Raw genomic sequence first — 21,815 nt, forward strand, 5'->3', positions numbered from 1 at the left:
GATTGGGTCTCTTCTTATCGTTCAAAGATAGACGTTGAGAATTAGGTGACCTGGCATTCATGAAGGAATTAGTTTCTATTAATCGAATACATACGTTTAATAACGTGAAAAATCGGCCTAGTAGAACGCCCAGCTGGGAGGCGTCATGATAAATTACAGGAAGTGCTATGTACATATCGGTCTTATGCTGCTAACGGCTTGTGCGGTTTGGCTGGTGGTGTGGCGCAAGGAGACATTCACCGGAACAATTATCAGCAATGCCGTCCAGCTTGCTGCCTCCATCTATGCGATGCTGATGACGTTTCGGGCATATCGGTTGTCGAACAAGCAGTCGAAGTTATGGTTGTTTTTTGGCCTGGGCATGATTGTTTACACCATTGCGCAGACGCTTTGGATGGCAAATGTACTCCTTACAGGCGAAGAACCGCTTTATCTAGGTTATCCGGAATACTTATGGCTGCTATACTACGGATTTATATTCATCGGCATTTATTATCAATATCGGGACAGGCTTCGCGGCGCGAAGATTGCGCGCGGCTTTATTGTCGAGATCTCGCTGCTAGTCGTAGTGGCAAGCACGCTGTATTGGAAACTTCAACTTGAGCGGCTGTTCATACAAGACAATCAAATACCGAATGAAGCGATCGGTTATATTCTTGCTAACTCCTCGGCGAATGCGGTCGTCATATTCCTGCTGCTCTTTCTCACCTTATCGGGCAGTTCGGGATATTCTTTGGTTGCCAATCGACTGCTGCTAATCGGATTTATGCTGCGGCTCGCCGGCAATACGATGTTTATTTACTTCCTCCCGGGGATTAACTCGTGGATCAACGATGCTTGTTGGGCGCTCGGTACCTTGGTGACTGGCTTCGCCGCGCTGCCGGAAGTGGAGCGGTGTTTTCCTGCTGCTGCAGCGAAGGCGAAAGAGGGCTCTCTCGCCTGGTTTATTCGACGATATGGGCTCATACTTATCGTGAATGCCGCACTCATCGTCATGATTTGCTACAACGGACAATTCACGATATTCAGTGTTGGTGCGATTCTCACGATTGTGCTGTTAGTCGTCCGGCTGACGATCGGTATTTATGAGTTGGAATCGGCCGGTGCAGCGCTGCTGCAGACGGATATCAATTATCGTAACTTCGTCGAGAGCTCATTGTTTGGCGTATTCATCGAGCAGAATGGCCGACTTGTATACGTTAATCAGCAAGTTGAGAGCATTTTCGGCGTCAACCCGGGCCAAATGCTTGGCAAGCCGCTTGCCAATTATATCGCGGCAGCGGATCAGGGGCGTCTGAAGGAGCAGTTCCTATCGATCTCGGATGTCAATCATACAACTCGTCTTCATGTGACGGGAATTGGTGCAAAGCAGTCAGACCTATATTTAGAGATGCAGGCATCGGGTGCCTTCTATGAAGGTCAGCCTGCGATATCGGGCACGCTGCTGGATGTGACAGAGAGCAAGCTGTCCGAGCAGCGGATGATTCAATCGGAGAAGCTGTCGGTTATCGGTCAGCTAGCGGCAGGTGTCGCGCACGAAATCCGTAATCCGCTGACTGCGCTCAAAGGGTTCACACAGCTTCTGCACAAGTCGGCCAACGGCAATCAACGCTACTACGAAATGATGTTGACGGAGCTTGAGCGGATTAACTATATCGTCGGTGAGTTTATGGTGCTATCAAGACCCGGTCAGCTAAGTCAGCTTGTCTCTTATCGGATAGGGCGCATGTTAGAGGATATCGTGCCGATTATGGAATCGCAGGCGATTCTGACCAACGTCGTGATTCAAGTCGAAGAGCAGCCGAACGTTCCCAATGTGTTATGCGAGGTAAATCAGATCAAGCAAGTGCTTGTGAATCTGATGAAGAACGCGATTGAGGCGATGCCCGCAGGCGGCACGCTGCAGGTCTGTGTTCAAGAAGATGAGGCGAAGGATGTGCTGATCGAGATTGTTGACCAAGGGGTGGGCATTCCGCAGCAGGTCATCGATCGGCTCGGCGAACCTTTCTATACAACGAAGCCATCGGGCACAGGTCTTGGACTAACGGTCTGCTTCAAAATCATTCAGGCTCACGGCGGCATACTGTCGCTCCGCAGCGAGCCTGCCAAAGGAACAGTAGCGACCATTCGACTGCCATCCGAAGGTAAGCAGTCGAGTTTGGTGTAGAACATGGAAGAGCAGCAGGCATCGTGCCTGCTGCTCTTGTGCGTAATTTGCGTACTTAGGATCGCTTGATATGGATGCTGTTCCACGATACTGGCGGATCGATAATGTCGCTGTTGCGGTCGAAGATAGGAGATTTATAATCATCCTGATTGTACTTGCCGAGAGGCTCATAACGGTCAGCGATGGACGTATCCTGTACGTTATATTGGGTAAAGTGAACGATGAGCAGTCCGCCAGGCCGCAGCAGTTGGTCCAGTTGTTCAATCTGCTCTTGGAACCGTTCGAACGGGTAGATGGGCTTCAGACTGCGAATCCCTTTGCGTGCTGTATCCAAAGGTTTGCGCTGCATGACAGCCATGCAGAATACGGCGTCGTAAGGGCCGTGCCGCTTGATTTCTTCCGGTGAGGAATAGATGAACGAAATCCGCTCGTCCACAGGGTGCGACTGGCAGATGGCGAGGCTTCGGCGATTGATCTCAGCGCCTACGATGCGGGCATTCGGGAAATACTGACGAAGTGAAAGCACTTCTTCGCCGGTTGAACAGCCGAAGGAGAGCAGTTTGAGCGGTTCTTGTGAGGGATAGCTGCTGTTCAAGTAATCGCGGCATGCGGTGAATAATATCGGGTAACGATCCATGGATGTCGTGGATGATGTTTGATGAACTTGCTGCTTGTTCAGCAGCTTCAACCGGATGATCGAACGATAGTTCGAGTCGGTCATAACCCGTTTGACGACCCTTGCTGTCCGCAAACCTTGCACCAATGGATACATTCCGAGTCTGACCAACGGATTTTTAGAGCGTTTCAACTGTTTGGCTGTCACCAAAATCGACAATCCGATCCCTCCGCCCTTGATCTTGCTACTCAATACTTACAATGTAACAAAATGTTACCATTTGCTCAATAGAGTTAGAGCGATATAGACGGATCGGGCGTTAAGATGCAGGCTTTCTGCCGCTCTTAGTGGAACGAAATGGTTTCCAAATTAGCGCCCTGCTATTGGTAGTTTTATCACTAAATTTGTGATAACATGTAGAAATATAAGTAGAACGTGAACGTGGAAAGCCGAAAGCCCCCATTCCGTTCGGGCCGATTATAGCTCAGGCTATAATTGGGTATGATTGAAAGGTTGACACCTGTAATTATTTTTAAGGAGGATTTACAATGGCATTGGTTTCGATGAAAGAAATGCTTATCAAAGCTCTGGCGGAAGGTTATGCAGTTGGTCAATTCAACATCAATAACCTCGAGTGGACGCAAGCAATCCTGGCGGCGGCTCAAGAAGAGAAATCGCCGGTTATTCTGGGCGTATCCGAAGGCGCAGCTCGTTACATGGGCGGCTTCAAGGTTGTTACGGCAATCGTTAAATCGCTGATCGAAGAAGGCAACATCACGGTTCCGGTTGCAATCCACCTCGACCACGGTTCGAGCGTTGACAAATGTAAACAGGCAATCGACGCGGGCTTCACGTCCGTAATGATCGACGCTTCGCATGATCCAATCGAAGAAAACATCCGCATCACGTCCGAGGTTGTTGAGTACGCTCACGCACGCGGCGTATCGGTAGAAGCTGAAGTCGGTACGGTTGGCGGCCAAGAAGACGACGTAGTAGCTGAAGGCGTTATCTACGCTGACATCAATGAGTGCAAAGCGATCGTTGAACAAACGGGCATCGACTGCCTCGCGCCAGCGCTTGGTTCCGTGCACGGTCCTTACAAAGGCGAGCCTAAACTGGGCTTCGCTGAGATGGAAGAGATCTGCAAAACGATCAGCCTGCCACTCGTATTGCACGGCGGCACGGGCATCCCTACGGAGCACATCCAAAAGGCGATCGCACGCGGTACGGCTAAAATCAACGTTAACACGGAAAACCAAATCGCATTCACGAAAGTTGCTCGCGAAATCCTCACGAACGACGCTGAAGTTTACGATCCACGTAAATTCCTGGCACCAGGCCGTGAAGCGATCAAAACGACGGTTATCGGTAAAATCCGCGAGTTCGGTTCGTCGAACAAAGCGTAATCCATATACAATGGACAAGGGTTGGACCTCCTGCAAGCTTGCAGCGGTCCAACCCTTTTTGGCGCGTATAGGGATGCTCAGTCCTGCGGACAATGGTGTTATGCCGGGATATATGATAGTGTGGTTGTAGATGTGGTTAACGATGAGGGAGTGAACGAACGTGATTACGATCACGATGCCAGCAATGGATGTCTCGATTGAGAAGCAGAGCAATCCGCAAATGAGCAACATTTATGGATTTACCGATTTTCATCTCATTAACCGAGAGAAGGGCGGCATCTTCCTGTTCTATAACGATCGGCAGGAGCTGCTGTTCGTCGGGAAGGCGCGCAAGCTGCGGCCGAGAATCAAGAAGCATTTTGAAGATACGGTATCGCCGATGAAGAATCACCGCGATGAGGTAGCGACGATCGAGGTCTATCTCGTTGAGGATGCGGTTGAGCGTGAAATTTATGAAACCTATATCATCAACAAATACCGGGCGAAGTACAACGTCGAGAAGGTATTATATAAGTAAAATAACGATCAAACCAAAAGCGCTGCAGATGATCTGCAGCGCTTTTGTGTTTAATCGATGATTGTTGGGGCTAAGAAGTCACCGATCGGAATATTGCGAACGATGCCGAACGCAATCGTGAGGGTTAGCATGACCGCCATTACGGCTCGTCCTGCCCGGCGAAGCTGCAGTCTCATGAACAGCCAGTAGACCGCATACATCGGAGCAAGTGCGAAGACAAGCGGATTGTATCGGAATGCTTGAGCCAGTTGGCCGTGCAGCAAGCTGAGCGTCGTCCGCGTAATGCCGCAGCCAGGGCAGTATAGACCCGTTACAAGGTGGAATACACAAGGAATGCCGATACCTGTAAGCGGAAGCCATATCAGCAAGTACAGCAGACCGGCACCGGCGATTAGTGAACCGCGTAACATTAATCGACGCCCTGCCGGATCAACTAAGGAGTTACGCCAAGCGGTTAACATCCGATTGCACAATTGCATAAGTCACAATGCCGAGCCCAAAGAAATTCAGTACGAGGTACAAGATCGAGTTGTCGGATGTCATCATGCCGCGTTGACGTTGTGCTTCGGCTACCTGCTTGCCGACTCGATAAGCCCATACATAGGACCAGATCCCGCAAGTGACAAGCGTAAGCAGGAAGTGCTTGCCGCCCGTAAAGTTATGATCTCCGCTTAATTTGCCTACATCATTCGTCAACACGATGAACCAGTAGATACCGTAGATGCCGCAAGTAACTAACGTAAGAATAATGGATACTGCGATATTGCGTTGTGTTACATGAACCATTGGACACCATCCTGAAAGTTTAGTATGTTAGGCCGCCTATTATAAGATAATAGATCCTATTATTTCTATATCGACTTTGCGCTGCTAGTTCTTTAGATCTATTTGGTTGACGTGATGGCATGCAGCAAAAAGCCTCCAGAAGCCACCGCGCTGTTTGAGTGCGGCGGCTTCTGGAGGCCTCTTCGTGCTGTAAGGAGAAACCGGACAAAACTATTGCTTCTCGACCTTATATCCGTCTTTCGTCAGCAGCGTGACGATACCGTCATCGCCGATCAAATGCAAGCTGCCGACTGCGACGAAATACGTTTTGTGCTCGTCGCTGTTCAGGAAGCCCTCAATCTTGTTCGTCATTCCTTTATTGCGATCGGCGATGAACGCTTGGTAGTATTCTTGATCTTCGCTTTGTTGTGCTTGCGTGAGCGCAAACAGCGTAGTCTCGTCTCCAGTCTTCCACATGTTGATAAGCGTGTCGATTGCGTTCTGGTCTTCACCCGAACTAGGATCGTTATAAGCTTTGATCGTATCGACTAATTGGCTCTCTTGCAGCTCTGCCGAGAGATTATCGAATAGGCCATATTGTTGTTCGACCGTTTCCAGCTGAACAATCGGTTTATTCGATTTCAGAGCTTGCTGCATCAAGTATTGGTCAATGCCGAGCTCGGCCTGATAACCGGCATCGCTGAACATGAATGAAGGGATCGTTAGGGAAACTACCCACGGCTCATATTGATCCAATGCGTTCTCGGGAGCCCCTAGGCTCTTAAGAATAGCAGTAACTCCTTTATAGGTGTCGGCCGATACATGATCTTTCAGCGTAGTGCCGTCTTTGTAAGTACCTAAGTCATTGAGGATTGCGCCGATTTGCTCCTGTGTGTACTGCGTCAAATCAACCTCGACGCCAAGGTAGTCGGCGGACTTGAAAGCAGCTTCAAGCTCCGGGCGCAGCGGATATGTCGCTTTATCCGCCACGTGAATAGTGCCGAGCAGATAGACCGTGTTGCCGTTCTTCTCGACTTTCCACATGAATCCCTTGCTCTGTGCAGCTGTTTGCTCGACAGGGGAAGTCAGCGTGATCGTATGCGTCGATTGCGTCCAGCTTACATTGTAGCCGGTCGATTGGCCGACGAAACGAAGCGGCACGAAAGTGACGTTGCGGACGATGCGAGGGGCTGTCGCGAGCGTAACCTTAGCGCCATTGACAGTCGCCGTTGTGCTGCCGATTTGGAGACTGAAGGTCAGGTCGTCTTTGGCACCGGATACGGTCTTCGTTTTATTGTCCCATTTCAGTTGAATATCCAATACATTGAAGAGGGAACGCATAGGGACGAATGTCGTACCGCTATCGATGAAAGGCTGCTCAGAGCCTTCGCTTAGCGTGACGGGGCTGCCGTCCAACAGGACTTTAGTGGAAGGCTGTTCGGCGTAGCTGGTCGCCGAGAAGATGGATAACATGACGAATAGTGCGAGCAATAGGGAACTTAACTTCTTCAATTTCATGCAGACGTAATCTCCTTATTGGTTGGATTGTCCGGGGATGACCGGATTATGTAGTATTCGACGTCTGGGTACATATTCCTTTTACTGGAAAGTGGAATCAGGTCCTTCTAACCATATTGTTCAAGATATGTACATAAATTTACTTCTGAGTACGATGAGACTTTCTTAATTATTTAACGCTTACGTTAACGTTAAATATGCTTTATAATAAAGATGCACGGACTAATGGATAAACAAGGAGGCGTATACCAAATGTACAACCACATTGTCGTCCCGATCGACGGATCGCCGCAGTCGTTTAAAGCACTGGATCACGCAATCGAACTTGCCCAAACACTGTCGTCCGATATCCGATTAACCGTCATTCACGTCGATGCTTCCGTGTCCTTGAATGAGCCGGTATTCGGCACTGAGCTGGATGCTGTTGAAGCAGAGGACAAGCAGGTCCTCGATGCGGCTGTCAGCAGACTGAAGGCATCTGGCGTATCGTTTCAAGCTATTCATCAGACAGGAGATCCAGCAGCGACTATTTGTCAGACGGCGATCGATAATCTAGCCGATCTGATCGTAATGGGGAGCCGCGGCCTTGGTCTGATCAAAGAAATATGGCTAGGAAGCGTCAGTCATTCGGTAGCGCAGCATGCGACATGCCCTGTCCTATTAATCAAATAGAGCTGTTCGTCACCTATATAAGAGCATACAGCAAAGCCCTCATCGTTTGGATGAGGGCTTTGTCGTTGTTGTTATATTGAGTCTAGCAGGAAAGTCTCTATTTTCGTTCGGTCATTTTGCTCAGGTCGCTCGTCAGCTTGTCCAGCTGCATGAAGCTCTCGACGACCTCGAGAATGCGGCTGTCCTGCGTGGTCATGCTTGCAGACATTTCTTCGATGGAGGCCATATTCTCTTCGGTAATGCTTGCGATCGTGACGATTTGATCCGTGATCCGCGTGTACTGCTCATGCAGCTCGCTTGCAGAGCGATCGACTTGTGACGATTGCTGCTCCAAGTGGATGGAATCCTGGTTGAGTGAGCGCATAACGTCGACCACCTTCTGTACAGCCGAGCTGCCGCTTGCAACCGACTGTTGGCCTTGGAGAACTTGTTCGGCGGCTTGAAGCGTCTTCGAACGGATGCTCTCGAGAATCTGCTCGATCTCTTCGGTCGACTGCTGCGACGTCTCTGCCAGCTTGCGTATTTCGTGGGATACGACGCCGAACCCTCTGCCGTGCTCGCCTGCACGTGCGGCTTCAATGGCAGCATTGAGTGCAAGCAGATTCGTCTGGGTCGAAATGTGCTTAATCGTTGCGACGATATCGCTAATTCGCGTATTTTGCTCTCCGAGTTCGTTCATCAGCTGCGCTGCATTATCAATGGTTTCGTGCACTTGTTTCATTTGCGTATCGAGCGACTCTGCTTCTTCACTGCCGACCTTCGTCAACTGTGCTGAGCTTACGGACAGCTCGGTCATCTCGGTTGACCGGTCTGCGAGAGATGTAACGGATTGCTCGATGTAACGAATCGACTCGCTAATATCGTTAATGCTGGATGTCTGTGTTTCAATGCTGGATGTAATCTCGGTGAACGCGGTCGTTACTTCTTTGGAAATCGTACCCGTGGAGGTGATGTTCATCTTCAGGTTGGAACTGAATTCATTGAGCGCCGCCACTGAAGCGGACACTTGGCCGACAAGCTCAAGCGAATGGTTCTTCTCCTGAATGGCTTCTTCACGCTGCGCGAATACTTCGTTCTGCAGCCGTTCACTGAATCGGGTAGATGCGTAGAGCGGAATAGCGATCATAAAGAAGTACATGAACATGGTTACGATGTCATTCTCGCCGAACACATCGACCTTATATCTGTCATCAAGGAATAGGTAGGTAGTAAGCCCCGCACCCATCAGGGTAGAGTAGGCAATCGCACGCGAGCTGCTGTACAAAGTCATAATGCCCAGATTAACATACACGAGGAAATAGGTTGTAATAATAGGCCCTGTTGTAATTAATAGCAGCGTTAGAACGGTAACGATCGTCGAGATAATGTACATGATGTAAGTTGTCCACCAACGCTTGATATGAAGGACGGTCGTCAATCCGCAAGTAATCGTGCCGACAATCGCCAGCATCTGAATCGAGTCCATCCCCGCACCCGTCAGTATATCGACGGCGACCCCGAGGAGCAGCATCCCCCATATAATATAGACGAGCAGTTTGTTGCGGCGGTGCAGCGTTTCTAGAAATCCCACAATTCATCCTCCTTTGCTAGACTTATTAGTTGATAATTAGATCAATAATACCACAATACGGCAATATTCGACATATTTATAGTAATATTTTGCTATTGTTAACGAGAGGTGGAAAGCTAGTAATCCGGAATATGGAATGGCGGAAGTTTATCGTAGAAAGCCTTGGGACTAAAGAAGCGTGCGGATTCTATTGGACCCCGTTGACGTCTTACTAGCGCTAACGAATGGTGTTGTTCTTTATTTGTTATCGGCGGCAGCAGTCTGACCCGTTATATGGAAAATAAGAGTTTCGCAGATTCGTTGCTAGGTAAGGCTAAAAGCTGAAGCAAGAGGAAGAGGCATCCCATCAGCGGGATGCCTCTTCCTTCTATTAAGGATGCTTCGCGGTTGTCTGCTATCTGCATTCCCGCATAGCGGATTACTTCCCGTACCATCCCTGCGTGTGTTTGTGCCAAGGCTTCCACACGCGATGGCCCTTACCATGCTTATTGATCGCCTTGCCGCCGCCGCCGACAGCCTGCTGCTGACGTGTGCCTGCGCTCTCGATAGCGGAGTTGGTGCCGCTCGTGCTGTATTTGCCTGCACCGCTGGCTACTTGTGTAGCCGAGGCGTTCGCCGCATGTTTCGGCAGTTTGACGACTTGATCGTTGAGGACAATAATGACTTCCTTGCGATGAGCGTGATGGCGATGTTTGCCATGATGCCCACGCCCATGACCATGACCGTGATATAAATGGGCATGTTTGTTAGGCAGCCAGACATTCTTCGCTGTTCCGCCTGCGCCAACGCTTTGCTGCTGCTGCGTATGCGGCGACTTGATCGCTGCGTTGCTGCCGGCAGCGCTGCTTCGTCCTGCTCCGCTTGCAAGCTGCGTCGTATTCGGCGCATTCGTGAACTGATGGTTGACGACGAATACGAGTCTATCAATGCCGTGAAGCGGCGTCCGAGTAATGATCCGCTTGCCGCGTTTTTCCACTATAACCGTTAGACGATCCCCTCGTTTGGACACAGTGACCCTCCTCAATTGGACTTGATTAAGTATATGTCCTCTACTAGCAACGGCAAGGGATGAATGTCTGCTGGCAACTATCTCTACGACAAGTGTTGACTCTGGAGCGGCTCCAACGAGATCTAATAATATTAAAAGAGCCATCCTCGCATACCCGCGCGGATGGCTCTTCATTTATTAGCTGTTCGACTCTAGGCGTGCGAGCTCCTTATGGACGATCGGCGCGACCTTCGTGCCGAGCAGCTCGATCGCGCGAAGCACTTCGCGGTGCGGCATCGTGCCGACGTTCACGTGCAGGAAGAAGCGCGTCAAGCCAAGGTTCTTGCGCAGCAGAACGATTTTCTCAGCGACAAACTCAGGATCGCCGACGTAGAGCGCGCCGCGCAGGCTGCGCGAGGCGTCGTAAGTGGCGCGGTCATATGGCCGGCCCCAGCCGCGCTCGCTGCCGATTTTGGTCATCTGCGCTGCGGTTGGCGCGTAGAACGATTCCACCGCTTGCTCCATCGTATCAGCGATGAAACCATGGGAGTGAGTTGCAATCTGCAGCTTAGACGGATCGTGTCCAGCTTGCAGAGCAGCACGCTTGTACAGGTCGACCAGCGGCGCGAAGCTTTCCGGCATGCCGCCGATTATCGCGAACGCGACCGGCAGACCAAGCATGCCAGCGCGAATGGCGGACTCGGGGTTGCCGCCCGTCGCGATCCACACCGGCAGCGGCTCCTGCACCGCGCGCGGATAGACGCCAAGGTTCTGAATCGCTGGGCGATGGCCGCCGCGCCATGTCACCTTCTCCGACTTGCGGATCTCGAGCAGCAGCTCCAGCTTCTCGTCGAACAGCTCGTTATAGTCGTCGAGACTGTAGCCGAACAGCGGGAACGATTCGACGAACGAGCCGCGGCCAGCCATAATTTCGGCACGGCCGTTCGAGATGCCGTCCAATGTCGCGAATTGTTGGTATACGCGGACAGGGTCATCGGAGGACAACACCGTTACAGCGCTCGACAGCCGGATGTTCTTTGTCATGCCAGCAGCTGCAGCGAGTACAATTGCTGGCGCGCTGCCCGCATAGTCTGGGCGGTGATGTTCGCCGATGCCATAGACATCGAGTCCGACTTGATCTGCAAGTACAATCTCCTCAACCGCATTGCGCAGCCGCTCTGCGTGATTGACTGCCTCGCCTGTTACCGTATTAGGCGTCGCCTCCAGAAACGTACTAATTCCTATCTCCATTTTCTTTGCCGTATCGACCATTCGCTATCGCCTCCAAATGTAAGTATGACTAGTGTACTAAATTTTTATTAACTATAAAAGGGTAAGTGCGTTTTCTTGCCATATAAGAATGGATAAGTTTTCGAGTTTCTCGAAAATACCAACTTTCATGACAATAAAAACTTCCTCGTGCTTGCGAAGCGGCTTTGCTCCACAAAGCTGTAGGTCGAACCCCATTGAATTACTTCGATCAATGTTTTCTTACGTTTTATTTCATGGCAGGTCCATGGGGAATCATGTCAGCTTTCGACACATATTGTGTAGCAAGGTGGTGATAACAATGACACAGACACTAGTGGATTGGATCACATACTGCCTGCTGGGCATCTTCGGCCTAATGATCATCGACTTCATAATCGCGTTCACAATATCCTTCTGGGCGGGAACGTTCGAAACGACATTCCTCCCTTACTTGAAGGACATCGTATTCTACGTACTTCCGCTCAACTTTATCCTCTCGATGGTATCCATCGATCCGACGGAGTGGACGCTCGTCGTGCTCTATTTCATAGGGGCACTGTCCGTCATGATCAAGTATGTGCGGGATATTATAGGGAAATTCCGTCCGGCGTCCGGTGAGGACGACAATTGACAACGAGTAACGTCCGCAGCAGTAAGCATGCAAGCCCGCTGCATCCGCCTCTCGGATGCGAGCGGGCTTGTGTCATTTTTCGATCAAACAAACTTCACAGCTGTTCGGCAGGCTTTCGGCTTGCGCTGACGAATGTAATAAAGGTCAATATCTGAATCATGACACTTGCGGAGGTGCACGAATGAGAGCGCTTTTTATTGGAGGAACAGGCATCATCAGCTCGGCCATCACGCGTCAATTGGCAGCACAAGGCTGTGAACTGTATTTGCTGAACCGAGGGAACAACAACGCGAAGCTGCCGGAAGGCGTGCGTGTGATTCAAGCGGATATTAACGATGAGGCGCAGGTAGCGAAGCTGATCGAGGACCTGGAATTCGACGTTGTCGCGGATTTCATCGCCTTCGTGCCGGCGCAGCTGGAGCGGGATTATCGGCTGTTCAAGGGCAAGACGAAGCAGTTCATGTTCATTAGCTCGGCATCGGCGTATCAGACTCCATTGTCCGATTACCGGATTACGGAAGGTACGCTGTTGGCCAATCCATATTGGGAATATTCCCGTAACAAAATCGCCTGCGAGGAGTACCTCGTCAAGCAGTATCGCGAGGAAGGCTTCCCGATTACAATCGTTCGTCCAAGCCATACTTATGACGAGCGTTATATCCCATTGGGCGTGCATGGCAGCAAGGGCGCATGGCAGGTCGCGAAGCGGATGCTGGAGGGCAAGCCGGTCATTATTCACGGGGATGGAACATCGCTGTGGACGATGACGCATAATACGGATTTTGCGCGAGGGTTTATTGGTCTCATGGGCAACATTCATGCGATCGGCGAAGCGGTACAGATTACATCGGACGAGTCCCTCACGTGGAATCAGATCTACGAAACGATCGCCAGCGCTCTCGGCGTGAAGCTGAATGCCGTGCATGTGGCGACCGATTTCCTCGCTGCTTGCAGCAAGGAAGATTATCGCGGCGGCCTGCTCGGCGACAAATCCAACACGGTTGTGTTCGATAACGCGAAGCTGAAGAGGCTCGTTCCAGATTTCGTTGCGACGACTCGTTTCGACCAAGGGGTTCGATCAACGATCCAGCACATTCTGGCGCATCCAGAGCTTCAGGTAGAGGACCCTGAGTTCGATGCATGGTGTGATCGAGTCATCGGCGCCCTGGAAGCAGCGCAGAAGGCCGTGCTCGAGCAGTAAGCGTAACAGGAAGGTTGTGCAGGAAGAATGAACGTATTTACCGATGAGCACTATGAGTTGGTTGATTTCGGCGACCGCGACTTGAAGGAGGCGCAGTTCATCCGCTGTACGTTCGAGCGCTGCTCATTCGCAAGCGGATCGCTGGAGGAAATCGAGACGAGCGGCTGCCGGTTCAACAGCTGTGATTTCCGTGGCGCGGCGTTGAACGCATCGCTTCACACGGAGACAGCGTTCTTGAACTGTCAGTTCGGCGAGGCGAATCTGTTCGTCGCCAAGTTCGACCGCTGCAAGCTGACCGGCTCTGACTTCGTGAAGGCGCAGCTGGACGGGATTACCATTGTGCAGGGCGACTGGTCCTATGTGAACCTGCGTCACGCGAGGCTGACGAAGCAGGATCTGCGAGGTGTTGCCTTCTTCGAGGCTGATCTAGCGGGCGCCAATCTTGAGAAGGCGGATCTGCGCAAGGCGGATTTGTCGCGGGCGAACCTTGGACAAGCGAAGCTGTCGGGCGCAGATCTGCGCGGGGCTGAAGTCGACGGCGTCAACTGGCTGAACGTCGAAGTGAAGGGCGTTCGGATGGACAACGCACAAGCGGTTGCCTTCCTGCGCTGCTATGGCGCCAAGGTTGAATAAACCAACAGACTATTTTGAACGACCTCTTGATAGAGAAAGGGATTACGACAATGAGTGAATTGCTGAATACGCTGCTTGCTCAAGAGGAAGAGCTGCAGTTGAACGCTTGGACGAACGAGGATGCTTTCCGACTGGGCTGCTTCATCGTTGAAGTTGCGAAGGAGAGGGGCGTCGGCATCTCCGTCCACATCGAGAACGACGAGCACCCATTGTTCACGCATTATATGGCGGGTACGAACAAGGGCAACACCTACTGGATGAACGCGAAGCGTAATGTCGTGAATCGCTTCGGCCACAGCTCGCTCTACGTGGGCGAGACTTACCGCTCGAAGGGCCAGTCGTTCCACGAAGGATCGGGTCTGCCGGAATCGGATTACCAGGGCGAAGGCGGCTCCTTCCCGATCGTCGTTCGCGGTCAAGGAAAGGTCGGCACGGTTACGGTGTCCGGTCTGCCAGGCGAAGAGGACCATGCGGTTGCCGTAGAAGGTGTCCGCAGGCTGCTCGCTAGCAAGTAAACATACGAAAGCCCGCGATTGCTTGCCTGGCAGGCAACGCGGGCTTTTTTACATATGGCTACTTATATCCGATTACTGCTTCCCTCTGCGATACAGATCCACGCTCTTGAAGCCCTCGCCCAGGATGACCTTCATTTCCTCGCGCCGTTTCTCCCGCGTCTCCTTCTGCACGGCGCTGTACACATAACGCGCCCAGTCTCTGCGGTACCCCGGTGTGAGCGACTGGTAGAATGCGAGCGCATCAGGCGAGTGCTGCAGATCCTGCTCCACGTTCGGAATGAATGCGACATAGTCGCCAGAGCTTTGACTTGGTTTAGTCGAGGCGGCGGTCTTACGCGGTTCGAGCTTGAAGCCGACGACCGTGAATACATCGTTCAGTCCTACCATGCGTGCAAATTTCAAGTCGCTAGTCCCGATATAACCGTCTTCTTCGCTCGCGCCGAGCCCTTCGAACAGGTCATCACGATGGATGTAGGTTGGATAGACCTTGTTGCCTTTCTTCGGATAGGCTGCGAACAAGTAACCGCCTCGGCTGAGCGCTTCACTGCCGATGACGTCATGCACGAGTGATTGAAGTGCCCCCATATCGAGCGTGAACGCAAAAATCATCTCATAGCCGCCGCCAGCAAGCGCGATATCGTAATTCTCCAGCCCTTCCAGCAGGTTCTCGCCCTCTGGCATGCCAAGGACGGCTGTCTTGTTATATTTGTGTAAATTGAGTTTGTCTACGATCGTCTTAGACATCGTGAGGCCTCCCATCGATCGAATCGCACATTGCTTTCACTATATCATAACTACTGGGAAGTCGTTGCTGTTGTCCATCATAGGGAGAGAAAGGATGTTGCTCATGCGTCAGGACCAAATGTATGCGATTGGCCAAGCGGCAGAGATCTGCGAATCGAACGATGGGCAGAGGCATGCTTCGAATGGCCGGGTTGTTCATGCCTGCGGCCAAAGAGACGATCGAGATGCTGTATCGGTTCGAGCGCGATTTTGTTCTGGACACCCGCAAGTTCAGCGAGCGGTTCGGCATGCAGGCGACGCCTATCGAGCAGGCGATTGACGCGACGGTAGGCTGGTATAAGGACCAGAAAGCGGCGAGGCGCTGATGAATGGGCTTGACGGGTCGGTTCGCACGATAGAAGGGCCGGGCCTGCTAAGCCCGGTTTCATGAGATCCATTTGGATATGATGAACGCGAAGCCCGCGGCCAGCCCGCCGACAAGCATCGTCTGCCAAGCGCTCTTGAATGGCTTCAGGCCGGTGAAACGGCCCTTGACGTAACCGAACACGAACAGCGCTAGCAGTGTGACGATCGTCGACACGAGCAGCGCGGCAGCGGACTCAGCGATCCAAATATATGGCGATAGCGGGATAATTCCGCCTACGATGTAGGAGAGCCCGATCGTCAGCGAGCTGTTGCGAGCTCGCTTCGGTTCAGGTTGTTCCAATCCAAGCTCGTGCTTCATCATAAAATCGACCCAGTGGTCGGGATTATCGGCTAGCGCTTGAACGGCATCGGCGACGACCGGCTCTGGCAGTCCCCAGCCTCGGAAAACTTCGGCTACTTCTTCCCTTTCTTTATCTGGGAAAGCCTCGATCTCATAGCGCTCCCGCGCCAGCTCGGACGCGTAGTGCTCGTGCTCCGTCCGAGCTGCCAAATACCCACCCAGCCCCATGGCAATCGAGCCTGCCGCAATCTCGGCAAAGCCCGCTACGACGACGAGATTTGTATTGGAGAGCGTGCCGGACAGGCCGGCTGCAAGCGCGAACGGCACCGTCAGCCCATCGGCCATGCCGATGACGATATCTTTGACGAGCTCGGAAGCCGTAAAATGCGCTTCGTGATGCTCGTTGCCAGTAGGGGCTGAATTGCTTTGGAATAATGCCATGCGATCACATTCCTTAATTGTTTTCTTATTGCTCCGATTTAGAAGGGTTGACGTCCTGTCCGTTGACTTTGACGCCTACGCCGTCGGAGTACACCATTTTGCCGCCATAGTAGCCTGTACCAAGGACGAGACCGAGCGATGCGATAGATATAACCAGATACAGCGCAAGCGTTGCCTTGGCAATCTGTTTGTTCCGGTAATGCATGAAGAGCCTGAAAGCGGTCAGCGCCGTGACGACCCAAGCCGTTGCGTCGGCTAACATGGAGTGAATGTCCAAGAATGTCGTATTGCCGTAAGCATCCTCCTCCGGACCGGTCGAGACCGCCAGCCAGGCGCTGACCGCCGCAATCAGCCACAGCCACAGCCCTTGCTTAGGCGGCAGGCTGCGATGCATAATCGCATACACAAGGTCATAGCCGACGGCAATCGCGATGAGGGCGATCGGGAAGTGGACGAGGATAGGATGCAGATGGCTCGTAATTTCGGTTAACATGGAACGAGAGACCTCCTTGGCGTTATTATGCGTCAATTCAATCAGGAAAAATGCGACTACACTACCGTTGAATGGCAAATGCATCATTGCGTGCTTCTCGTGCCAAGGTTAGCCCGGCGTGCATGCGATCAGATGCCAAGATGCAGGATAAGTTGCGCTCGATTTCTCGTGAATGCTCGACGACCTAACGATAGCAGAGGATTATTGAAATTATCTTAAAAGAACGAAAGGCGGAAACAAATGCGGGTGCTAGTGGTAGAAGACGATCCGGAGCTGCTTCGTATCATACGGGATGTATTCGAGGACGAGGCTTTCCTGACGGACGGGGAGGAGACGGGCGACGACGGCCTTTATGCAGCGGAGCAGATGATTCATGATCTGATCGTTCTGGACGTTATGCTGCCCGGCATGAGCGGCATCGAAATTGTAAAACGGCTTCGAGAGCGGTCCATTGGGGTCCCGATTATTTTGTTAACGGCAAAGGACAGTGTGGAGGATCTGGTGAATGGCCTGAATGCGGGAGCGGATGACTACGTTACCAAGCCTTTCGCTGTCGCCGAGCTGCTCGCAAGGGCTCGCGCGGTGCTGCGGAGACGAGGAGCGCTCGGGGCAGAGGGCGAGGTGAGCTGCGGCGTGGTCCGGCTTGTTCCTTCCGAACGCGACGGCTACGCGGGCGGCCAGCCGCTGCGGTTGACGGCAAAGGAGTATGAGCTGCTGGAATTTCTGCTATGCAACCAGGAGCGGATCTTGACCCGCGATCAAATTTTCGACCGTATCTGGGGCTTTGAATCAGATGCCGCGACAACAGCGGTGGACGTGTATGTGCACCATTTGCGCAAGAAGCTGGAAGCACACGATGCCGACGGGCTCATTCGGACGGTACGCGGCATCGGCTATATGGTCAAAGGAGAAAACCATGTTCCATGACACGCGAAGACGGCTTGCTGTCTTGAACACAGTCGTGCTGCTGTTTATTGTTGCGGTGCTGGGGGCAGTGCTGTATTTTCATATGCAATACCGGCTTTATCACGACATGGACGAAATTCTGCACTTGTCCGAGAATCGAATTCAGTCGGTGCATCGGCTGGACGAGCTGCTTCGATCGGACATGCGGGAGCTGCAGCAGGATGAGCGCACGACGTACCTGTTCTGGAACGCGAAGGGGGAGTTGATTGGCCAATTGCCGGAAGGCGCGTTCAGTCCCCCGCTTATAAAGCAATTTCAGCCGGGGTCAGAGGGAAAGCGGACGGAGAAGCTGTACACAATTCAAACCAAGGCCGGGCATTTCCGGCTCCTTCAATTGAATTGCGGGATCGACAGCGGTAGCCCGCCGTGCATGGCATCGGACCCGATCGGCATGATCAGCATCGTCCGAAGCTTGAGTGATGTAGAGGGCATGCTGCATACGCAGCTGCTGGACATCGCCGCCGGTACAGTGATCGGTGCCATCGTGTCGATTGTGGCAGGCTATTGGCTGGCGGGCCGGGCATTGGTGCCGATCCGGCGCTCCTGGGACAAGCAGCAGCGGTTCGTTGCGGACGCCTCGCACGAGCTTCGAAGTCCGACGGCCGTCATCCATGCGCAGACCGAGCTGCTGCTGAGACATCCGAACCGTTCTGTCGAGCAGGAGAGCGAACACATTTCGGTCATATTGCGGGAGAGTCGGCGTATGGGCAAGCTTATCGACGATTTACTGACGCTTGCGCGTACGGATTCCAATCAATTGCAGCTGCAAACCGCTGAGTTTGCGCTTGACGGCCTGCTTCGGGAAGTGGTCGAGCACTTTCGGTTTTTTGGGGAAACGCGTGGTATCGATATTGGACTGGACATGCAAGAGCCGATGTCGTTCATGGGAGCCGAGGGCCGAATTCGTCAACTGCTCGTCATTGTGCTCGACAATGCGCTCAAGTTTACGCATGATGGCGGGCGAATCGCAGTATCCTGCAGCGGCGACCCGCATATGGTCGTCCTCCGCGTCGAAGATAATGGCTGCGGCATCTCCGAAGAAGATCTGCCTCACGTCTTCGAGCGTTTCTATCGGGGGGACAAATCTCGTTCGCGTACCGCAGCGGGCACGGGGCTTGGTCTCTCGATTGCGGAATGGATCGTGCAGGCGCATGGCGGCCGGATTCGCATTCAGTCGATTGCAGGCGAAGGGACTGCGGTCGAGATAATGCTGCCGAGGGGTCGTTGAAGGGGAGGGGAAATGCAAGGTAACGATCCGATGATGACGGGGAGTAAGAATTGCGCCATTGTAATTTTGTCGATTCTGTAATACACTGATCGCAATTGAATAGTAGCGGGAGCTTGTGGAAGCAGGCTGAGAGTACGGCTAATCCGTCGTAGACCGAATGAACCTGTTGGATAATGCCAGCGTAGGGAAGCGTTCTTTAAGTTATGGGTATGATCGATGACGCGCATGCGCTGTGCTTGCTCCTGCAGGCAGAGCGTTTTTTTATATTCATAAATAAACTTCACACAGAGAGGTAGATTAATGATGAACATTCAAGATGTCAAAGAATTGCTAGGCAAAGTAAGAGCGGCGAATCCGCTCGTAACAAGCATGACGAATGTGGTAGTTACGAACTTCACAGCGAACGGCCTTCTGGCGCTCGGCGCTTCGCCGCTGATGGCGTATGCGAAGGAAGAAGTGGCGGATATCGCCCGCATCTCCGGCGCGCTCGTGCTGAACATCGGTACGCTAAATGAAACGGACGTGGCGGCGATGAAGATCGCAGGCGCTTCTGCGAACCAGCATGGCGTGCCTCTCGTATTCGACCCGGTAGGCGCAGGCGCGACTGCATACCGTACGCGCGTATCGCAGGAATTCATGAGTGAGTTGAATGTACAGATTCTTCGCGGCAACGCAGCGGAAGTCGCTAACGTAGTCGGTCAAGCGTGGCAGATCAAAGGCGTCGATGCCGGCGCAGGCGACGGCAATATTGTAGAGCTGGCGCAGACGGCCGCTCGCCAATTGAACACGGTAGCGGTTGTTACAGGTCCGGAAGATGTTGTATCCGATGGTACGGACACGTATGTAGCACGCAATGGCGATGTGATCCTGACTCGCGTAACGGGCACGGGCTGCCTCCTGACGTCGGTGATCGGCGCATTCGCAGCCGTTGAACCGAATCCGGCACGTGCAGCCGCGGCTGCATTGGTTGTGTATGGCGTTGCAGCAGAAATCGCAGCGAGCAAGACGAAGGAGCAGGGACCAGGCAGCTTCCAGATCGAATTCCTGAACCAGCTGGCGCTTGTATCGGAAGCTGACATCGAGCGTTTGGGCCGGATCGAGAAGCTGTAAGCTGAGCGGAAACGCATATAGGCCGTAAGAGTTACGAGGTACTTCGGTTATGCGGCAAACAGACTAGAGGGCTATTGCGGCTTTCTGAAGATAGATGGATAACAGCACGACAGGAGAGTGAACAGCGATGACAGTTGCAAGAGCATTAACGGTAGCGGGCTCGGACAGCGGCGGCGGAGCGGGCATTCAGGCCGACCTGAAGACGTTCCAAGAGCTGGACGTATTCGGCATGACGGCGCTGACCGCGGTGACGGCGCAGAATACGCTGGGCGTACACGGCATCTATCCGTTGACGGTCGAAGCGGTACAGAAGCAGATGGATGCAATCGGCGAAGATATCGGGACGGATGCGGTGAAGACCGGCATGTTGTTCAACAGCGATATAATTCGAGGCGTCGCAGAGAAGCTGGTGCAGTACAAGTGGGACAAGGTCGTTGTTGACCCGGTTATGATTGCCAAAGGCGGCTCGGTCCTCCTGCTCGAGGAGGCGGTCCGCGCACTCCGCGAAGTGCTCATGCCGCTCGCGCTCGTCATCACGCCGAATGTGCCGGAAGCTGAGCTGATCGCCGGCAAGCCGATTCGCGGCTTGGAAGACCGGAAGGAAGCGGCTCGCATTCTCGCCGATCTTGGCGCGAAGAACGTCGTCATGAAAGGCGGCCATGACGATTCGAACCCGAACGAAGTCATCGATCTGCTCTATGATGGACGCGACTTCTATGAATTCAGCAGCCCGCGCCAAGAGACGCGTCACACGCACGGCACAGGCTGCACGTTCGCCGCTGCAATGACGGCGGAGCTGGCGAAAGGCCGCACCGTCGTGCAGGCCGTTGAAGTGGCGAAGCAGTTCATTCAAGCGGCAATCGAAGACACGATTCAGCTTGGACAAGGTCACGGCCCTACGAACCATTGGGCTTATCGGAGACGTCAGGCTGCAGGAGTGGGACGATGAGCCCGCAGGCAAGCTGGCGGCAGCCTGAAGAGCTGAGCCGGCTGCTCCAAGTGTATCTCATTATGGGCAGCAACAACTGCATCCGAGATCCGGAACAGGTGCTGACAGATGCGATTGCTGGCGGCATTACGATGTTCCAGTATCGGGAGAAGGGTACAGGCGCGCTGACTGGCGACGAGCGGTTTACGCTCGCGTCGCGGCTTCGGGAGCTGTGCCGCGTCAGCGGCGTGCCGTTCATCGTGAATGACGACATCGATCTGGCGTTGGCTCTTGATGCAGATGGCGTCCATGTCGGCCAAGAGGATGAGCTAGCGACAGAAGTAAGACGCCGCATCGGGGACGACCGAATTCTTGGCGTGTCGGCCTATAATCTGGCCGAAGCGGAAGCCGCTGTTCGCTGCGGCGCCGATTACCTTGGCGTCGGACCGCTGTATTCGACGCAGACCAAGGAAGATGCCAAGTCGGCATCCGGTCTAGCGGTATTGAGCGGGCTGCGCGAGAGCGGCGTAACGGTGCCGATCGTCGGGATCGGCGGCATCCACGCTGGCAACGCCGGCGATGTCGTGCGCGCAGGGGCGGACGGCGTGTCCGTCATCACCGCGATTACGCATGCGGACAATGAGCGGGCGGGTACGGAAGCGCTGCGGGACGCAGTTTCGGCGGCACAGGTCCGCTAGAGAGATAAGCGCGAACGCCAGCTGCTTGTGAGGAGTTGCTGCTAGGTACGG

General features: G+C 53.2%; 25 protein-coding genes. 15 read left to right on the forward strand and 10 right to left on the reverse strand.

The window, feature by feature from the left end; genetic code table 11:
• The first annotated feature begins 219 nt into the window (after window positions 1–219).
• Window positions 220–603, forward strand: a complete 384-nt coding sequence (locus tag SBI19_RS29575; RefSeq protein ID WP_483312303.1) for a DUF982 domain-containing protein — start codon at window positions 220–222, stop codon at window positions 601–603.
• Window positions 604–994: 391 nt separating this feature from the next.
• Entirely contained in the window at window positions 995–2,167 is a 1,173-nt protein-coding gene (locus tag SBI19_RS29580) for an ATP-binding protein (RefSeq protein ID WP_350340450.1), read from the forward strand.
• 55 nt (window positions 2,168–2,222) lie between these two features.
• Here the strand turns inward: SBI19_RS29580 and SBI19_RS16430 are convergent, their stop codons facing one another.
• Window positions 2,223–3,002 carry a class I SAM-dependent methyltransferase gene (locus SBI19_RS16430; protein ID WP_317970064.1) on the reverse strand — a complete coding sequence of 260 codons (780 nt, stop codon included), beginning with the start codon at window positions 3,000–3,002 and terminating at the stop codon, window positions 2,223–2,225.
• 329 nt (window positions 3,003–3,331) lie between these two features.
• Here SBI19_RS16430 and fba point away from each other — a divergent pair, with 329 nt between their 5' ends.
• Both fba and SBI19_RS16440 read left to right on the forward strand, forming a co-directional pair.
• A complete protein-coding gene (fba, locus tag SBI19_RS16435; protein WP_317970066.1) occupies window positions 3,332–4,189 on the forward strand; it encodes a class II fructose-1,6-bisphosphate aldolase in 858 nt (285 codons plus the stop codon).
• Between the two features lie 160 nt (window positions 4,190–4,349).
• Entirely contained in the window at window positions 4,350–4,706 is a 357-nt protein-coding gene (locus tag SBI19_RS16440) for a nucleotide excision repair endonuclease (protein WP_317970068.1), read from the forward strand.
• A gap of 50 nt (window positions 4,707–4,756) precedes the next feature.
• On the opposite strand, the gene SBI19_RS16445 is transcribed toward SBI19_RS16440, so the two are convergent.
• From SBI19_RS16445 to SBI19_RS16455, 3 genes are all read right to left on the reverse strand, one after another.
• A complete protein-coding gene (locus SBI19_RS16445) occupies window positions 4,757–5,116 on the reverse strand; it encodes a DUF2752 domain-containing protein (RefSeq protein WP_317970070.1) in 360 nt (119 codons plus the stop codon).
• 31 nt (window positions 5,117–5,147) lie between these two features.
• On the reverse strand, window positions 5,148–5,492 hold the full coding sequence (locus SBI19_RS16450; protein WP_317970072.1) for a DUF4234 domain-containing protein: 345 nt from the start codon (window positions 5,490–5,492) through the stop codon (window positions 5,148–5,150).
• A gap of 210 nt (window positions 5,493–5,702) precedes the next feature.
• Window positions 5,703–6,989, reverse strand: coding sequence for a TraB/GumN family protein (locus tag SBI19_RS16455; protein WP_317970074.1), 1,287 nt, complete (start codon window positions 6,987–6,989; stop codon window positions 5,703–5,705).
• A 252-nt stretch (window positions 6,990–7,241) separates the two neighbouring features.
• On the opposite strand from SBI19_RS16455, the gene SBI19_RS16460 reads away from it, so the two are divergent.
• Window positions 7,242–7,661 (forward strand): universal stress protein, encoded by a 420-nt coding sequence (locus SBI19_RS16460; RefSeq protein ID WP_317970076.1) that lies wholly within the window; start codon window positions 7,242–7,244, stop codon window positions 7,659–7,661.
• A 97-nt stretch (window positions 7,662–7,758) separates the two neighbouring features.
• Here the strand turns inward: SBI19_RS16460 and SBI19_RS16465 are convergent, their stop codons facing one another.
• The 3 genes from SBI19_RS16465 to SBI19_RS16475 form a co-directional block, all read right to left on the reverse strand.
• Window positions 7,759–9,231 carry a methyl-accepting chemotaxis protein gene (locus tag SBI19_RS16465; protein WP_317970078.1) on the reverse strand — a complete coding sequence of 491 codons (1,473 nt, stop codon included), beginning with the start codon at window positions 9,229–9,231 and terminating at the stop codon, window positions 7,759–7,761.
• 418 nt (window positions 9,232–9,649) lie between these two features.
• On the reverse strand, window positions 9,650–10,207 hold the full coding sequence (locus tag SBI19_RS16470; protein ID WP_483312304.1) for a hypothetical protein: 558 nt from the start codon (window positions 10,205–10,207) through the stop codon (window positions 9,650–9,652).
• A gap of 210 nt (window positions 10,208–10,417) precedes the next feature.
• Window positions 10,418–11,491, reverse strand: a complete 1,074-nt coding sequence (locus SBI19_RS16475; RefSeq protein WP_317970082.1) for an LLM class flavin-dependent oxidoreductase — start codon at window positions 11,489–11,491, stop codon at window positions 10,418–10,420.
• 298 nt (window positions 11,492–11,789) lie between these two features.
• Here SBI19_RS16475 and SBI19_RS16480 point away from each other — a divergent pair, with 298 nt between their 5' ends.
• The 4 genes from SBI19_RS16480 to SBI19_RS16495 all read left to right on the forward strand — a co-directional run bounded on the left by SBI19_RS16480 (window position 11,790) and on the right by SBI19_RS16495 (window position 14,450).
• Window positions 11,790–12,101: a hypothetical protein gene (locus SBI19_RS16480; protein WP_317970084.1), complete on the forward strand. Its 312-nt coding sequence runs from the start codon at window positions 11,790–11,792 to the stop codon at window positions 12,099–12,101.
• 181 nt (window positions 12,102–12,282) lie between these two features.
• Window positions 12,283–13,302 carry an SDR family oxidoreductase gene (locus SBI19_RS16485; protein WP_317970086.1) on the forward strand — a complete coding sequence of 340 codons (1,020 nt, stop codon included), beginning with the start codon at window positions 12,283–12,285 and terminating at the stop codon, window positions 13,300–13,302.
• Window positions 13,303–13,329: 27 nt separating this feature from the next.
• Window positions 13,330–13,935 (forward strand): pentapeptide repeat-containing protein, encoded by a 606-nt coding sequence (locus tag SBI19_RS16490; protein WP_317970088.1) that lies wholly within the window; start codon window positions 13,330–13,332, stop codon window positions 13,933–13,935.
• Between the two features lie 50 nt (window positions 13,936–13,985).
• Window positions 13,986–14,450: a heme-degrading domain-containing protein gene (locus SBI19_RS16495; RefSeq protein ID WP_317970090.1), complete on the forward strand. Its 465-nt coding sequence runs from the start codon at window positions 13,986–13,988 to the stop codon at window positions 14,448–14,450.
• A gap of 72 nt (window positions 14,451–14,522) precedes the next feature.
• Here the strand turns inward: SBI19_RS16495 and SBI19_RS16500 are convergent, their stop codons facing one another.
• Window positions 14,523–15,194, reverse strand: coding sequence for a YdeI/OmpD-associated family protein (locus SBI19_RS16500; RefSeq protein WP_317970092.1), 672 nt, complete (start codon window positions 15,192–15,194; stop codon window positions 14,523–14,525).
• A 122-nt stretch (window positions 15,195–15,316) separates the two neighbouring features.
• On the opposite strand from SBI19_RS16500, the gene SBI19_RS16505 reads away from it, so the two are divergent.
• The gene (locus tag SBI19_RS16505; protein ID WP_317970094.1) at window positions 15,317–15,559 is read left to right on the forward strand and encodes a hypothetical protein; all 243 of its coding nucleotides are present in this window, start codon (window positions 15,317–15,319) and stop codon (window positions 15,557–15,559) included.
• 59 nt (window positions 15,560–15,618) lie between these two features.
• Here SBI19_RS16505 and SBI19_RS16510 read toward each other — a convergent pair whose 3' ends face one another.
• Both SBI19_RS16510 and SBI19_RS16515 read right to left on the reverse strand, forming a co-directional pair.
• On the reverse strand, window positions 15,619–16,341 hold the full coding sequence (locus tag SBI19_RS16510; protein ID WP_317970096.1) for a VIT1/CCC1 transporter family protein: 723 nt from the start codon (window positions 16,339–16,341) through the stop codon (window positions 15,619–15,621).
• Between the two features lie 25 nt (window positions 16,342–16,366).
• Window positions 16,367–16,834 (reverse strand): DUF2231 domain-containing protein, encoded by a 468-nt coding sequence (locus tag SBI19_RS16515; protein WP_317970098.1) that lies wholly within the window; start codon window positions 16,832–16,834, stop codon window positions 16,367–16,369.
• A 240-nt stretch (window positions 16,835–17,074) separates the two neighbouring features.
• On the opposite strand from SBI19_RS16515, the gene SBI19_RS16520 reads away from it, so the two are divergent.
• From SBI19_RS16520 to thiE, 5 genes are all read left to right on the forward strand, one after another.
• The gene (locus tag SBI19_RS16520) at window positions 17,075–17,761 is read left to right on the forward strand and encodes a response regulator transcription factor (protein ID WP_317970100.1); all 687 of its coding nucleotides are present in this window, start codon (window positions 17,075–17,077) and stop codon (window positions 17,759–17,761) included.
• Window positions 17,751–19,028 carry a sensor histidine kinase gene (locus SBI19_RS16525; RefSeq protein ID WP_317970102.1) on the forward strand — a complete coding sequence of 426 codons (1,278 nt, stop codon included), beginning with the start codon at window positions 17,751–17,753 and terminating at the stop codon, window positions 19,026–19,028. The genes SBI19_RS16520 and SBI19_RS16525 overlap by 11 nt, the downstream gene beginning before the upstream one ends.
• A gap of 303 nt (window positions 19,029–19,331) precedes the next feature.
• On the forward strand, window positions 19,332–20,138 hold the full coding sequence (gene thiM / locus SBI19_RS16530) for a hydroxyethylthiazole kinase (protein WP_317970210.1): 807 nt from the start codon (window positions 19,332–19,334) through the stop codon (window positions 20,136–20,138).
• A 127-nt stretch (window positions 20,139–20,265) separates the two neighbouring features.
• The gene (gene thiD / locus SBI19_RS16535) at window positions 20,266–21,087 is read left to right on the forward strand and encodes a bifunctional hydroxymethylpyrimidine kinase/phosphomethylpyrimidine kinase (protein WP_317970104.1); all 822 of its coding nucleotides are present in this window, start codon (window positions 20,266–20,268) and stop codon (window positions 21,085–21,087) included.
• A complete protein-coding gene (gene thiE, locus SBI19_RS16540) occupies window positions 21,084–21,764 on the forward strand; it encodes a thiamine phosphate synthase (RefSeq protein ID WP_317970106.1) in 681 nt (226 codons plus the stop codon). Before thiD ends, thiE begins: the two co-directional genes overlap by 4 nt.
• Window positions 21,765–21,815 lie beyond the last annotated feature (51 nt).

Origin of the sequence: Paenibacillus sp. CCS19, from assembly GCF_033239625.1 — a bacterium.
Lineage (GTDB): Bacteria > Bacillota > Bacilli > Paenibacillales > Paenibacillaceae > Paenibacillus_T.

Excerpts from the sequence above, each read along its gene's own strand:
- SBI19_RS16520 (WP_317970100.1), top strand. The coding sequence starts at position 17,075 with ATGCGGGTGCTAGTGGTAGAAGACGATCCGGAGCTGCTTCGTATCATA.
- SBI19_RS16500 (WP_317970092.1), bottom strand. The coding sequence starts at position 15,194 with ATGTCTAAGACGATCGTAGACAAACTCAATTTACACAAATATAACAAG.
- SBI19_RS16525 (WP_317970102.1), top strand. The coding sequence starts at position 17,751 with ATGTTCCATGACACGCGAAGACGGCTTGCTGTCTTGAACACAGTCGTG.
- fba (WP_317970066.1), top strand. The coding sequence starts at position 3,332 with ATGGCATTGGTTTCGATGAAAGAAATGCTTATCAAAGCTCTGGCGGAA.
- SBI19_RS16515 (WP_317970098.1), bottom strand. The coding sequence starts at position 16,834 with ATGTTAACCGAAATTACGAGCCATCTGCATCCTATCCTCGTCCACTTC.
- SBI19_RS16510 (WP_317970096.1), bottom strand. The coding sequence starts at position 16,341 with ATGGCATTATTCCAAAGCAATTCAGCCCCTACTGGCAACGAGCATCAC.
- SBI19_RS16495 (WP_317970090.1), top strand. The coding sequence starts at position 13,986 with ATGAGTGAATTGCTGAATACGCTGCTTGCTCAAGAGGAAGAGCTGCAG.
- SBI19_RS16445 (WP_317970070.1), bottom strand. The coding sequence starts at position 5,116 with ATGTTACGCGGTTCACTAATCGCCGGTGCCGGTCTGCTGTACTTGCTG.
- SBI19_RS16455 (WP_317970074.1), bottom strand. The coding sequence starts at position 6,989 with ATGAAATTGAAGAAGTTAAGTTCCCTATTGCTCGCACTATTCGTCATG.
- SBI19_RS16505 (WP_317970094.1), top strand. The coding sequence starts at position 15,317 with ATGCGATTGGCCAAGCGGCAGAGATCTGCGAATCGAACGATGGGCAGA.
- SBI19_RS16490 (WP_317970088.1), top strand. The coding sequence starts at position 13,330 with ATGAACGTATTTACCGATGAGCACTATGAGTTGGTTGATTTCGGCGAC.
- SBI19_RS16450 (WP_317970072.1), bottom strand. The coding sequence starts at position 5,492 with ATGGTTCATGTAACACAACGCAATATCGCAGTATCCATTATTCTTACG.
- SBI19_RS16480 (WP_317970084.1), top strand. The coding sequence starts at position 11,790 with ATGACACAGACACTAGTGGATTGGATCACATACTGCCTGCTGGGCATC.
- SBI19_RS16475 (WP_317970082.1), bottom strand. The coding sequence starts at position 11,491 with ATGGTCGATACGGCAAAGAAAATGGAGATAGGAATTAGTACGTTTCTG.
- thiD (WP_317970104.1), top strand. The coding sequence starts at position 20,266 with ATGACAGTTGCAAGAGCATTAACGGTAGCGGGCTCGGACAGCGGCGGC.
- thiM (WP_317970210.1), top strand. The coding sequence starts at position 19,332 with ATGAACATTCAAGATGTCAAAGAATTGCTAGGCAAAGTAAGAGCGGCG.
- thiE (WP_317970106.1), top strand. The coding sequence starts at position 21,084 with ATGAGCCCGCAGGCAAGCTGGCGGCAGCCTGAAGAGCTGAGCCGGCTG.
- SBI19_RS16460 (WP_317970076.1), top strand. The coding sequence starts at position 7,242 with ATGTACAACCACATTGTCGTCCCGATCGACGGATCGCCGCAGTCGTTT.
- SBI19_RS29580 (WP_350340450.1), top strand. The coding sequence starts at position 995 with ATGATTTGCTACAACGGACAATTCACGATATTCAGTGTTGGTGCGATT.
- SBI19_RS16485 (WP_317970086.1), top strand. The coding sequence starts at position 12,283 with ATGAGAGCGCTTTTTATTGGAGGAACAGGCATCATCAGCTCGGCCATC.